Raw genomic sequence first — 12,886 nt, forward strand, 5'->3', positions numbered from 1 at the left:
GTCATTCAATGAGCGAGTATTACGATCTGGGCACCTATTCCTGTCCTGTCACAACCACGTCGCCCGAAGCACAGATCTGGTTCGACCGAGGGCTGAACTGGACATACGGCTATAACCATGAAGAAGCCGTAGTCTGCTTTAAGCGCGCAGCAGAATTTGACCCGGAATGTGCCATGGCCCATTGGGGCGTCGCCTATGCGGCAGGTCCGAATTATAACCTGCCCTGGGATCTGCAGGATGACCGTGGGAAACAAAAGGCATTGGCGTTGGCCTATGACGCTGCCCAAAAGGCACTGGCGCATATGGAGGGGTGCACCGATGTAGAACAAGCCCTGATCCGCGCCCTACCCGCCCGATACCCTCAGCGTGAACCAACCCCGGATATGCACAAATGGGATCACGATTTCGCGGATAGCATGCGTGCGACATTCGCCGCGCATCCTGATCAGCTGGACTTGCGCACTGTTTTTGTCGAAGCGTTGCTGAACCTCACCCCCTGGCAGATGTGGGACCTGAAAAGCGGTCAACCCGCTAAAGGCGCCGCCACGCTCGAGGCGCAAGAGACGCTTGAGTGGGCCATGACCAATGATCCGGCCGCCATGTCACATCCCGGGCTGCTGCACCTTTATGTTCACTTGATGGAGATGTCGCCAACTCCGGAAAAGGCGCTCAAGGCCGGGGATGTGCTGCGGACAATGGTGCCCGACGCAGGGCATCTGGTTCACATGCCCACTCATATCGATGTGCTGTGTGGGCATTACCACAACGTTGTGCATTGGAATGAAAAGGCGACCGAAGCCGATCTGAAGTATTACGAACGCGAAGGCGCGTTCAACATCTACACTGGCTATCGCCAGCATGATTACCATTTCACCATCTACGGTGCGCTGTTTCTTGGCCAGATGGAACCGGCCTTGCGGGCCAATCAGGGCCTTTGGAACACCACCCCCGAGGACATGCTGCGCATCGAAAGCCCACCGATGGCGGATTTTTTCGAAAGCTACATGTCCATGGGTCCGCATATCCTGATCCGCTTTGGCCGCTGGGATGAGGCTAAGGCGTTGGAGTTGCCATCGGACCCCGAATTGTATTGCACCCTGACTGCGACAATCCACTACGCACGCGCCATTGCCTTTGCCGCCACGGATCAGGTGGCGCAGGCGGAAGCGGAGGAGCAAGAGTTTCTGGCGGCCATGTCGAGGGTGCCTGACTCACGCCTGCTGCACAATAACCGCGTCATTGATCTGCTTGAAATCGCGCGCGAAATGCTGCGGGGCGAGATCGAATATCGCAAACGGAACTATGATGCAGCCTACACCCATCTGCGCCGCTCGGTCGAGCTGGACGACACCTTGCCATACGACGAGCCCTGGGGCTGGATGCAACCAACGCGTCACGCGCTTGGGGCGCTGTTGTTCGAACAAGGTCATGTAGCCGAGGCCGAGGCCGTTTATCGCGAGGATCTGGGACTGGGCGGAACCCTTAGCCGTGCGTCTATACATCCTGACAATGTCTGGAGCCTGAAAGGTTTACATGATTGCCTGAAGGCACGCGGTGAGGGCATTGAAATAAAACAGATTAAACAGCGCTTGGACCTTGCGCTGGCACGCGCTGACCGAGCTGTTGGCGCTTCCTGTTTCTGTGCGCAAGCCGCAATGAAGGCTGCCGAATGAAGTACCTGTCTGTCCTACTGGCCGCTTTGGTCTGCGGTCCGGCTTTAGCTGATCGTCAGTCTTTTCCACCCGTTGATCAGGCCGGTCGTGACCCCGCACTTGTTGCCTTTCGCGACGACCTTCTGGCCAAGATCACCGCGCGCGATACCGAGGCTGTCGTGGCCAGCGCCTGCCCTGATATCTATCTCAGCCATGGCGGCGACGGTGGCCCCGAAGAACTCCGCGAAAACCTGACGGTAGATCCCGAAAAGCTTTCTGAAGAGCTTCGCGATCAGGCCGATGAGATGCGTGAAAGCTACTGGGTCGCATTGCAGGATACGCTGTCGCAACCCGGTTACTTCGACGATCAAGGTGAATTCTGGATGCCGCATCAATGGCAGATCAGTCTGCCCGCATCCCTTGACCCGTTCACCGCCTATTTCATCACCGGCGAGAAGGTCACCTTGCGCGGGGAACCGTCGCGTGGCGGGGCTATACTCGGGCTGATCAGCCATGAAGTTGTTTTTGTCCCGGACTATCAGGATGGGGCTGAATACCAATCAGTGCGCCTGACGGATGGCACCTTTGGTCATATGCACAGTGACTTTTTGTGGTCCATGGTCGGCCACCGTGCCGCGCTGGTCAAATCCAATGACGGCAACTGGCAATTGTGCACGTTTGTCTCGGGCGACTAGGCTTTGGCCTTTTTCTTCTGGGCCACCACTTTTTCTGCCAGATCCCGCGCGATGGCAAACGCACCTTTGATCTTGTCGCTGTCCTTTTTCCAATCCCGACGCACGACGATCTTGTTATCCTTGACCTTGGCGAGGCCGCGCTGGGCCTGAATGAATTCCACCAACCCCTGAGGTGAGGCGAATTTATCATTGTGAAACTGGATCGTGGCCCCCTTCGGCCCACCGTCCAACTTGGCAATGCCCGCCCGCTTGCACATCGCCTTGATCCGCACCACCAGCATCAGCGTATTCACCTCTTTCGGCAGACTGCCAAAACGGTCAATCAGTTCGGCAGCAAAACCTTCCAACTCGACCTTGGTGGACAGCGATGACAGGCGACGATACAGCCCTAGCCGCACGTCTAGATCGGGCACATAGTCTTCGGGGATCAGAACCGGCACACCCAGATTGATCTGCGGTGCCCACTGATCGTCGGCCTCGCTGAGACCCTCCATCTCACCCGCCTTGATCTTGGCAATCGCCTCTTCCAGCATCGATTGATACAGCTCGTATCCCACATCACGCATCTGACCGGACTGTTCTTCACCCAACAAGTTTCCGGCACCACGAATATCCAGATCCTGCGAAGCCAGCGTGAACCCTGCCCCCAACGTGTCCAGCGAACCCAAAACGCGCAGACGTTTTTCGGCCGTATCGGTCAGCTTCTTGCGCGGCTTTGTGGTCAGATAAGCGTAAGCGCGGGTCTTGGACCGCCCAACGCGACCCCTGATCTGATAAAGTTGCGCCAAGCCAAACATATCGGCGCGGTGCACGACCATCGTATTGGCAGTGGGAATATCCAAGCCGCTTTCCACAATCGTTGTGGCCAGCAGGACATCGTATTTCCCATCGTAAAAGGCGTTCATCCGATCATCGAGCTCACCCGCGGCCATCTGCCCATGGACGACCATATACGTCAGCTCGGGCAGTTGTTCTTTCAGGAATTCCTCGATCTCGGGCAGGTCCGAGATGCGTGGGACAACGTAGAAGCTCTGCCCGCCGCGATAGTGTTCCCGCAGCAGCGCCTCGCGTATCGTCACCGTATCGAACTCACTGACATAGGTTCGGATCGCTAGCCGGTCGATGGGCGGCGTGCCGATGATCGACAAATCGCGTACACCGGTCAGGGACAGTTGCAACGTCCGCGGGATCGGCGTTGCCGTCAGGGTCAGCACGTGGACATCCGACCGCAATTGCTTGAGCCGTTCCTTATGAGCCACACCGAAATGCTGTTCTTCATCAATGATCAGAAGGCCCAGATTGTTGAACCGTATTCCCTTCGCCAGCAGTGCGTGAGTACCAATCACGATATCGACCGTACCCCGCGCCATCCCGTCCCGGGTCTGTTGCGCATCTTTTGCCGACACAAAACGGGACAGTTGCCGGACCTCCATTGGGAAGCCCCGGAAACGTTCCCGAAAACTGGCCGCATGTTGCCGCGCCAACAGAGTCGTAGGCGCAATGACCGCCACCTGAACACCAGACATCGCGGCCACAAAGGCCGCCCGCATGGCGACCTCGGTCTTGCCGAACCCAACGTCGCCACAGATCAGGCGATCCATAGGTGCGCCCGAATGCATATCCTCCATCACCTCGGCGATGGCACGCAATTGGTCGTCGGTTTCTTGATAGGGGAACCGGGCGCTGAACTCTTCCCACGCGTGTGGCGGTGGGTCCATCACCGGAGCCTTGCGCAGGGCGCGTTCGGCAGCGATGCGGATCAGCTTGTCCGCCATCTCGCGGATACGCTCTTTCAGCTTGGCCTTCTTGGCCTGCCATGCACCGCCGCCAAGCCGGTCTAACAGACCCTCTTCGTGGCCGTATTTTGACAGCAGTTCAATGTTTTCGACCGGAAGATAAAGCTTTGATTTTTCAGCATATTCCAGCAGCAGGCATTCGTGGGCAGCGCCTGCGGCGGTGACCACTTCCATACCCATGTAACGCCCAATGCCGTGATCCACGTGTACAACCAAATCACCAGGGCTGAGGGACTGAGTTTCGGTCAGGAAATTCTCGGCCTTGCGGCGTTTCTTGGGTTGGCGGATCAACCGATCACCCAGCACATCCTGTTCTGCGATCACTGTCAGATCCGGGGTTTCGAACCCATGTTCCAGCGCCCAGACGGCCAGATGCAGACCGCGCTTGCCAATTCGGGTGCCGTCAGCGACGGGAACCGCCTCTGCCAGCCCTTCATCTTCAATCAAACCCGTCAGCCGTTCCCGCGCCCCTTCCGAATAGGATGCGATCAGCACCGGCCCCTTGCCCAACTTGCTCGTGATGTGGTCCGCCAATGCACCGAACAGGCTTATGCTCTCCTGTTGGCGTTCTGGGGCAAAGTTTCGTCCGATCCGCCCGCCTGCATCGATCACACCCGGCCCACTAGCCTGCGGCAACGGGCTGAACTGCATAACCCGCCTGCCGCCCACCGCCTTATCCCAGGCCGCGTCATCCAGATACAATAGGCCGGGCGGTGTTGGTTTATAGACCGTGTCCATGCGCGAGCGATTCTCCAGCGCATGTTTTCGCGTCTCGTATTGGTCTTCGATGCTATCCCACCGCGCCAACCGCGCTGGCGTCACCTGATCATCGACGGAAATCGTCGCGTCCGGTAGATAGTCGAACAAAGTCTCAAGCTGTTCGTGGAAGAAAGGCAGCCAATGCTCCATCCCCTGATGCTTGCGCCCGGCACTGACCGCTTCGTACAGCGGATCATCCGTCCCTGCGGCACCGAATTCGATCCGGTAGTTCTGGCGGAACCGAGTAATCGCTGCCTCATCCAGAATAACCTCGGATACCGGTGCCAGCTCGACCACATCCAATTTCTCAGTCGTGCGCTGAGAGACGGGATCGAACCGGCGAGCGCCGTCCAGAACATCTCCGAACAGATCGAGGCGAACCGGTCCCGATTCACCCGGAGGGAAGATATCGATGATACCGCCCCGGATTGCATAGTCGCCCGGCTCCATCACCGTTGGGCTTTGGGTAAACCCCATGCGAACAAGGAAATTTCGTAAAGCGCCTTCATTGATGCGATGATTGACGCGGGCGGTGAATGCCGCTTCACGCAGAACATCGCGCGCCGGAACCTTTTGCGTCGCCGCGTTCAGCGTCGTCAGCAAAATGAACTTCTGCGGCATTTGATGCACCAGCGCGGCCAAAGTCGCCACCCGTGCAGCCGAGATATCTGGATTGGGTGAGACACGATCATAGGGAAGACAATCCCAACCAGGAAACACGAAGACCGGCATATCCGGGGCAAAGAAAGACAACGCCGCCCGCATTGCCTCCATCCGCTTGTCATCGCGGGCCACGTGGCAAACCGGCGCGTCCGACCGCGCAATTTCGTTCAGCACAAGCTGTGCGTCAAACCCTTCAGGGGCGCCGCCGACTGTAACGTGGTTCGGAGCCTTCATCGCCTTGCCTTTCAGATTTTTGCTATCCCAGAACGCCGATCGAAATGTTCTGATACATGCCCCAAAGCGCAGTGACCAGCACCGAGATCATACCGATGATCTGGGTATACAGCCGACAGCGAGACAGGGTTTTTGCAACCCGTTCAAGCGTCAGCTCCTCTTGGCGTAACCGCCGGGCGTGAGAAATGTTCACAAGCGTCACGAATGTCATTGGAAACGCCAGCAGGAAAACTGCCTGCGCAAACTCGACTCCGTAAAAAAAGCCTAAAGTACCAAGCCCCGTGGACACAAAGCACACGATGGCCAAAAGCAGCGTTCCGGACATATCAACGATGTTAAGCATCCGATTGGTTTGGATCCGCACGATGTCGAGCAGATCGGCTTCGGCCTGACCACCGACGCGACGGGCGCGGATCACAAGATCATAAGGGACGCCCATCACCCAATGGCTGGTTGACGACCAAACCACCGCCAAGACGATCCAAAACCACAGATTTGAAAAGCTGCGCATGTCGATGAGTTCGAAGATCGAAGTGTACCAGTCCAAACCCAGCCCTTTATTCAAAATCCTCAGGGGGTTCTATCGCACCAGCGCGTCCATTGGTACCCTTGAGACCGTCGCGAATTCATGCCACCCAATGCGGCATTGTTCAAGGAGAACGAGTCATGAAACCGACCATTGCCCCTTTTCCCCTGACCCGGTTCCGGCGTGCGCGTCAATCTGCGGCTGTTCGGGGGTTGGTTCGGGAAAACACTTTGACCTGCGATGACTTGATCTGGCCGGTCTTTGTCAGGGATGGGGAAGGCGTGGAAGAACCCGTGTCCTCGATGCCCGGTGTCATGCGCCGTTCCGTCGACCTGATCGCCAAAGCGGCTGTTGAGGCACAAGCGCTTGGCATACCCGCAATCTGCATCTTTCCTTATACGGATGCGTCTCTCAAAACCGAAGACTGCGCCGAGGCCTGGAACCCAGACAACCTGTCCAACCGGGCGATCCGGGCGATCAAGACGGCCGCGCCTGACATCGCGGTCATGACCGATGTGGCGCTGGATCCCTATAATATCAACGGTCATGACGGCTATGTCGTCGAGGGTGAGATCGTAAATGATCAGACCGTCGAAGCGTTGGTGAAAATGACATTGGCCCAGGCCGAGGCCGGGGCCGATATTATCGGCCCTTCGGACATGATGGACGGCCGTATCGGGGAAATGCGCCGCGCGCTGGAAAGTGCTGGCCATCACAACGTGATGATCCTCAGCTACGCCGCGAAATACGCCAGCGCCTTTTACGGGCCGTTCCGCGATGCAGTTGGCGCATCAGGCGCACTGACCGGTGACAAAAAGACGTATCAGATGGACCCGGCCAATTCTGACGAGGCCATGCGCCTGATCGAGCGTGACCTGACTGAAGGCGCCGATATGGTGATGATCAAACCGGGCATGCCCTATCTGGATATCTGCCGCCGCGTAAAAAACACGTTTGGGGCACCGACCTACGCCTATCAGGTGTCCGGAGAATACGCGATGATTCAGGCGGCTGCGCAGAACGGTTGGATAGACGGTGAGAAGGCAATGCTGGAAAGCCTGATGGCCTTCAAGCGTGCCGGATGCGATGGCATCCTGACCTATTTCGCCCCACAGGTCGCAAGGTATTTACAAGACTAAACCGCCGACCCATTGCGGTTTTCCGCTGGTGTGCGAGGCTGCTACGCCAGCTTTTCCCGTGACATAGCGTAACAATCCGCGTAGTCTAACGGCCAAGATCGGGTTCACCCGACATTTCAGGCACTTCTACAGAGATATAACAATCATGAGCAGTTCCAACTCCCCCCGACTGACGCGTCGTGGTTTTGCCCTTGGCATGACCGGTCTGACCTTTACTGCCGCTTGCGGCAACGGGGTCGGTTCATCCAATGCCACAACGATCGACGCCCGCGTCGATGCGACGCTAAACGAAATGTACACGCGCTACCCCAATACGGTCGAGATTTCGCAAAAGGCCACTGGCATGCTGGTCATGCCGTTGATCACCGAAGCCGGCTTTATCTTTGGCGGCGCTTACGGGCGCGGTGCGTTGCGCATTCAAGGCGCAACCGTCGATTACTATTCCGCAGTTTCCGGCAGCGCTGGTTTGCAGATCGGCGCACAACAATACACCCATGTGCTGTTCTTCATGACGCAGGATGCATTAAACGATTTCCGGCGCGCCAGCGGTTGGACCGCGGGTGCCGACATCGGCTATGTTGTCGATGCGACAGGCGAAACCCTGTCAACGGATACGACGACGTTGCGGACCCCGGTCCTGGCGGCCATCTTTGGGCAGGCCGGTCTCAAATTCGGCGCAACCGTAGAAGGCACCAAATACACGCGCATCATTCCGTAACTCGGGCGATACCTACCACTTTTCCCGCCCCGTTGCCGTGTTTGTCACTGCGACGGGGTTTTCATTTTGCCCTGTCTTTGACACGTTCTTGCGCCGTTCCTCTTTCGGTCACAGCCGCCATCCACTAGTCTTTGCGACATCGAATTATGAAGAAGAATGTGGGGCATTGATGGGTCTTGTTTTTCGCTGGCTGGTGCGCATTGCCTCGGGCCTGGTCCTGCTGATCCTCGCCGGTGTGGGCCTTGTCTATTTTCTGGCCAGTCAGTCCCTGCCTGAATACGACCAAACCCTAGAAGTTCGCGGGCTGACCGCTCCGGTCGAGATCGTGCGCGATACGGCCAATGTGCCTCATATTCTGGCTGAAACCGACCCGGATGTCTTTTTCGGACTAGGGTATGCCCATGCACAGGATCGCCTTTGGCAAATGACAGTGATGCGCCGCACGGCGCAGGGCCGGTTGTCCGAAGTGTTTGGACCACGCACCGTTCATATCGATAAACTGCTGCGCCGGTTGGATCTGTATGGTCTGGCGCATCGCTCGGTCGAGGTTCAGGACGACTACACCAAAGCTGCACTGCGGTCTTATGCGGCGGGCGTCAACGCCCGCCTGACCGAGATCAACGAAGAAGCGTTGGGCCGCGGCGCGCCCGAGATGTTTCTGTTCAACACACCCGTATCCCCTTGGCAACCCGGCGACAGTATTGCGGTGATCAAGCTGATGGGGCTGCAGCTGTCCGGGCATTTGCAGGATGAGGTGCTGCGGGCCCGTACCTCGCTGATGCTGAACAACCCTGAACGGCTGGCCGATATCCTGCCCGACGTCCCCGGACCCGGAATAGCCGCATTGCCAGAATATGCATCATTGTTTCCAACCCTGCCACGTTATGCACGCGGAACCGACATGCCCAACACGCCGCTGTCGCCCTTCCCCAAACGTGGGTTGGCCGGGGCATCCAACGCATGGACCGCTGCTCCGTCCCGGTCCGCCAGTGGTGGCACCCTCCTGGCCAATGATCCCCATCTGGGGTTCACAGCTCCGGGTGTCTGGTATCTGGCACATCTGGGGCTGGCCAAAGGCGGCGTCATCGGTGCAACAATCCCCGGCATACCAGCCGTCATGAGCGGTCGCAGCGACCGGCTTGGATGGGGGCTAACCTCGTCCTATCTGGACGATCAGGACGTGCATATCGAGCAACTGAACCCGAACAACCCAGAAGAATACCTGACACCTGAGGGCTACAAAGAGTTTCGCAAACGCCCCTCGATCATCGAAATCCAGGGCGAAGCCCCTATAACGCTGACATTGCGCTGGACTGATAACGGCCCGGTCCTGCCGGGCAGTCACTACGATCTGGAAACGATCACGCCTCCGGGGCATGTTGCGTCTTTATCGTGGACCGCGCTCAGCCCTCAGGACACATCAATGACCGCCTCAATGGCGTTGATGAATGCGGACAATGTGGACCAGGCCATCGAAGTAGCCGAACAGTTTATCGCCCCGTCGCAGAACCTGTCGTTAGTCGATACGGACACGATTGGAATGAAACTGATCGGAGCAATGCCGGGGCGCCATCTGCGCAATCAAAGCCAAGGGCGCATCCCGACACCGGGCTGGATCGAAGCCAACCGTTGGCAAGGGCGCCTGCCCTATGCAAAAAACCCCGAATTCGTTGCCCCTGCAGGTGGTGTTTTGGGCAATACCAACAACAAGATCATTGATCGCCCGTTTCCAAATCACGTGTCTTTTGAGTGGGGCGATACGCAACGCGTCAACCGATGGGAACGTTTGATGATGTCCCGCGAGGTTCACACCCGCGACAGCTTTATCGAAGCGCAATTGGACACGGTCAGTTTCACCGCCCGTTCATTGCTGCCGCTGATCGGGGCTGATCTATGGTTTACAGGGGCGTCCGCCCCCGAAGGCACGCCAGAACGACAGCGCCAGATTGCCCTGACGCTTTTGGCCGACTGGAATGGTGAGATGAACGAACATCTTCCAGAACCTCTGATCTATGCCGCATGGTTGCGGGCGCTTCAGGCCCGCCTGATCTCGGACGAGCTTGGCCCTCTGGCCGGTGAATTCAAACATGTTGAGCCCTTATTTATCGAACGGGTCTACCGCGACATTGACGGTGCTGGGGTCTGGTGCGACGTCCGCCAAAGCGCGCCCAAAGAAACCTGCACAGAAATGGCGCGTCTGGCGCTGGACGATGCGTTGATCTGGATATCCGAGCGGTATGGCAGCGCGTTGGAATCGCTGCGTTGGGGCGATGCGCATCAAGCCACTCACGATCACCCTGTTCTAGGTGAGGTCCCCGTTCTGCGATATTTCGTGAACATTCGCCAGTCTACAAGCGGCGGCGACAACACCCTGCTACGCGGTCGCACATCCGGCGAGGGCCCGGATCCGTTCCAGAACGTGCACGGTGCGGGATATCGTGGTGTTTATGATTTTGCCGACCCTGACAGCTCGGTTTTTATCACTGCAACCGGGCAGTCAGGTCATTTTCTGTCTCGCTATTATGACGATCAGGCACAGCTGTGGCGGCGTGGTGAGTACATCCCGATGTCACTGGATATGGATTTGGCGCGGGCCGCAGCTGTTGGCGTCACAAACCTGATCCCGCAATAAGCCATCCGTTCGGCAAGTCCTCGCCCCTTTTTTTTCGTGTCGTGGACGCCGACAGCCGCGCCGCCTACTATCCACTGGCCGACAAACGGCGACCAGGGGACAATCATGGCCAGTATTCGCGACATTCTGAACAATCTCGCACGTGATTACGCAATCGCCTGGAGTTCGGGCGACGCCGATGCCGTGGCCAGCTTTTATGCACACGACGGACAGATTGCGATTAACCGAGGCGAGCCTATCCAAGGCCACGCCGCAATCGCCGAGATGGCGCGCGGCTTTTACAGCGAATTTCCCGATTTAGAAGTCCGGTGCGACATGCTGCGGTGGGCGGGATCTCATGCCATTTTTGTCTGGACCCTCGAAGGCCATCATTCCGAAACCGGTAACCATGTCATCGCCCGCGGCTGGGAGGAATGGGAACTGACGCCAGACCATAAGGTTCAGTCTTCGTTGGGCTGGTTTGATGAAGAAGACTACCAGTCTCAGATCAATGGTAAAAAGGCCTAGATCGCAGCAAATTGTGATGCCTGTTTATCGGTCCACAAAACTGCGATTTGAAAGCCGTCTTCTGTCTGTTCTTCAGAACGTACTACGTCATGTCGGTACAACCAGGCACGCTTGTCACCTTCTGCAAAGCTTAGCGTCAGAGTTTCCTCGCGCCGGGTGCCTTGCAGTTTTTCTGCAACCTCGGCCAATAACGCAGTGATCCCCTCACCCGATATGGCCGAAATGGCAAATATCTCGGCCTCCCGATCTGCCCGGGCCAACGCCGCTTCGCGCTCATCTGCATTCAGCAAGTCGATCTTGTTCCAGACTTCCAGGCGCGGACGGTCTTCATCAACCCCCAGCGATGTCAGGATCGTCTCGACGTCTGCCGCCTGAGCTTCGGTTTCATCATGACTGATATCCCGGACATGTACGATCAGATCAGCGCCCAGAACCTCTTCCAGCGTGGCACGAAACGCCGCCACCAACTCGGTCGGCAGGTTCGAGATGAACCCAACCGTGTCCGACAGAATAATCTCGGGGCCGTCCGGCAATTCCACACGCCGCATTGTTGGATCCAGCGTGGCAAACAGCATGTCCTTGGCCATGACCTCGGCGCCGGTCAGGCGATTGAACAGCGTCGATTTACCCGCGTTGGTATAGCCGACAAGCGCCACAATCGGATAAGGCACTTTGGCGCGTGCCGCACGATGCAGCGTGCGGGTCTTGATGACTTTCTCCAACTGACGCCGTAGTCGCACCAGTTGATCATCAATAGCACGGCGGTCAGCCTCGATCTGCGTTTCGCCGGGTCCGCCGACGAATCCCAATCCGCCCCGCTGCCGCTCAAGGTGGGTCCAGGCGCGGACAAGACGTGTACGCTGATAGCTAAGGGCCGCCATCTCGACCTGCAACACACCTTCGCGGGTTCGGGCACGATCCGAGAAAATCTCGAGGATCAGACCGGTCCGGTCGAGGATTTTAACACTCCATGCCTTTTCAAGATTGCGCTGCTGAACCGGCGTTACAGGGCCGTCGATAAGGACCAGCTCGACCTCGGCGTCATGAAACCTTTCGCCCAGTTCTTCGATCTTGCCGCTGCCGAACAACAACCCCGGCTGAGCGCGTGGCAGGCGCACAATCTCGGATCCGATCACGTCCAGATCGGGTAAAGCCACGGCCAGTGAAACTGCTTCGGCCAGCGCCGGTTCAGGGACACGGCGCTGTTCATCTGATTTGATTTCGGGATGCAGCACCCAAGCCCGGGTGCGCGTCCTGTCATGTTCCATCAAGAGGCGTCTTCGCCCTCGTACAGGTTAATAGGTTGTGATGGCATGATGGTCGAAATCGCGTGTTTGTATACCAACTGCGACTGTCCGTCGCGGCGCAACAATACGCAAAAATTATCGAACCAGGTGATCACACCCTGCAATTTGACGCCATTGATCAGGAAAATCGTGACCGGGACCTTTGCTTTTCGTACATTGTTCAGGAAGGCATCCTGAAGATTCTGTCTGTCCGAAGCCATATTTTTATAAACTCGCCGTTGTTCTTGCTACGCGCTGCGGACCAACGCGCTCCCTCTG

General features: G+C 57.6%; 10 protein-coding genes. 6 read left to right on the plus strand and 4 right to left on the minus strand.

The annotated features are described in order from the left end of the window. The first annotated feature begins 8 nt into the window (after window positions 1–8). A complete protein-coding gene (locus ACR0BU_RS07185; protein WP_480735701.1) occupies window positions 9–1,673 on the plus strand; it encodes a tetratricopeptide repeat protein in 1,665 nt (554 codons plus the stop codon). Continuing rightward, the gene (locus ACR0BU_RS07190; RefSeq protein WP_480735702.1) at window positions 1,670–2,347 is read left to right on the plus strand and encodes an SH3 domain-containing protein; all 678 of its coding nucleotides are present in this window, start codon (window positions 1,670–1,672) and stop codon (window positions 2,345–2,347) included. The genes ACR0BU_RS07185 and ACR0BU_RS07190 overlap by 4 nt, the downstream gene beginning before the upstream one ends. On the opposite strand, the gene mfd is transcribed toward ACR0BU_RS07190, so the two are convergent. Beyond that, window positions 2,344–5,799: a transcription-repair coupling factor gene (gene mfd, locus ACR0BU_RS07195; RefSeq protein ID WP_480735704.1), complete on the minus strand. Its 3,456-nt coding sequence runs from the start codon at window positions 5,797–5,799 to the stop codon at window positions 2,344–2,346. The two genes, ACR0BU_RS07190 and mfd, sit on opposite strands and share 4 nt — an antisense overlap. A 22-nt stretch (window positions 5,800–5,821) precedes the next feature. After that, window positions 5,822–6,346, minus strand: a complete 525-nt coding sequence (locus ACR0BU_RS07200; RefSeq protein WP_298934989.1) for a component of SufBCD complex — start codon at window positions 6,344–6,346, stop codon at window positions 5,822–5,824. A 119-nt stretch (window positions 6,347–6,465) separates the two neighbouring features. On the opposite strand from ACR0BU_RS07200, the gene hemB reads away from it, so the two are divergent. From hemB to ACR0BU_RS07220, 4 genes are all read left to right on the plus strand, one after another. Then, entirely contained in the window at window positions 6,466–7,464 is a 999-nt protein-coding gene (hemB, locus tag ACR0BU_RS07205; RefSeq protein WP_480735706.1) for a porphobilinogen synthase, read from the plus strand. Window positions 7,465–7,609: 145 nt separating this feature from the next. After that, window positions 7,610–8,182: a lipid-binding SYLF domain-containing protein gene (locus ACR0BU_RS07210; RefSeq protein ID WP_298934872.1), complete on the plus strand. Its 573-nt coding sequence runs from the start codon at window positions 7,610–7,612 to the stop codon at window positions 8,180–8,182. A gap of 169 nt (window positions 8,183–8,351) precedes the next feature. Next, on the plus strand, window positions 8,352–10,814 hold the full coding sequence (locus ACR0BU_RS07215) for a penicillin acylase family protein (RefSeq protein ID WP_480735708.1): 2,463 nt from the start codon (window positions 8,352–8,354) through the stop codon (window positions 10,812–10,814). Window positions 10,815–10,919: 105 nt separating this feature from the next. Next, a complete protein-coding gene (locus ACR0BU_RS07220; protein ID WP_298934871.1) occupies window positions 10,920–11,321 on the plus strand; it encodes a nuclear transport factor 2 family protein in 402 nt (133 codons plus the stop codon). On the opposite strand, the gene hflX is transcribed toward ACR0BU_RS07220, so the two are convergent. Then, window positions 11,318–12,589 carry a GTPase HflX gene (gene hflX, locus ACR0BU_RS07225; RefSeq protein WP_480735709.1) on the minus strand — a complete coding sequence of 424 codons (1,272 nt, stop codon included), beginning with the start codon at window positions 12,587–12,589 and terminating at the stop codon, window positions 11,318–11,320. The genes ACR0BU_RS07220 and hflX overlap by 4 nt on opposite strands. Continuing rightward, window positions 12,589–12,828, minus strand: a complete 240-nt coding sequence (gene hfq / locus ACR0BU_RS07230; RefSeq protein ID WP_005982826.1) for an RNA chaperone Hfq — start codon at window positions 12,826–12,828, stop codon at window positions 12,589–12,591. The genes hflX and hfq overlap by 1 nt, the downstream gene beginning before the upstream one ends. Between the last annotated feature and the right edge of the window lie 58 nt (window positions 12,829–12,886).

It is taken from the genome of Ruegeria sp. CK2 (assembly GCF_056536585.1).

What these genes read in the sequence shown, in the direction of transcription:
- hemB (WP_480735706.1), top strand. Translation starts at nt 6,466, where the DNA reads ATGAAACCGACCATTGCCCCTTTTCCCCTGACCCGGTTCCGGCGTGCG.
- hflX (WP_480735709.1), bottom strand. Translation starts at nt 12,589, where the DNA reads ATGGAACATGACAGGACGCGCACCCGGGCTTGGGTGCTGCATCCCGAA.
- ACR0BU_RS07220 (WP_298934871.1), top strand. Translation starts at nt 10,920, where the DNA reads ATGGCCAGTATTCGCGACATTCTGAACAATCTCGCACGTGATTACGCA.
- ACR0BU_RS07185 (WP_480735701.1), top strand. Translation starts at nt 9, where the DNA reads ATGAGCGAGTATTACGATCTGGGCACCTATTCCTGTCCTGTCACAACC.
- ACR0BU_RS07190 (WP_480735702.1), top strand. Translation starts at nt 1,670, where the DNA reads ATGAAGTACCTGTCTGTCCTACTGGCCGCTTTGGTCTGCGGTCCGGCT.
- ACR0BU_RS07215 (WP_480735708.1), top strand. Translation starts at nt 8,352, where the DNA reads ATGGGTCTTGTTTTTCGCTGGCTGGTGCGCATTGCCTCGGGCCTGGTC.
- hfq (WP_005982826.1), bottom strand. Translation starts at nt 12,828, where the DNA reads ATGGCTTCGGACAGACAGAATCTTCAGGATGCCTTCCTGAACAATGTA.
- ACR0BU_RS07210 (WP_298934872.1), top strand. Translation starts at nt 7,610, where the DNA reads ATGAGCAGTTCCAACTCCCCCCGACTGACGCGTCGTGGTTTTGCCCTT.
- mfd (WP_480735704.1), bottom strand. Translation starts at nt 5,799, where the DNA reads ATGAAGGCTCCGAACCACGTTACAGTCGGCGGCGCCCCTGAAGGGTTT.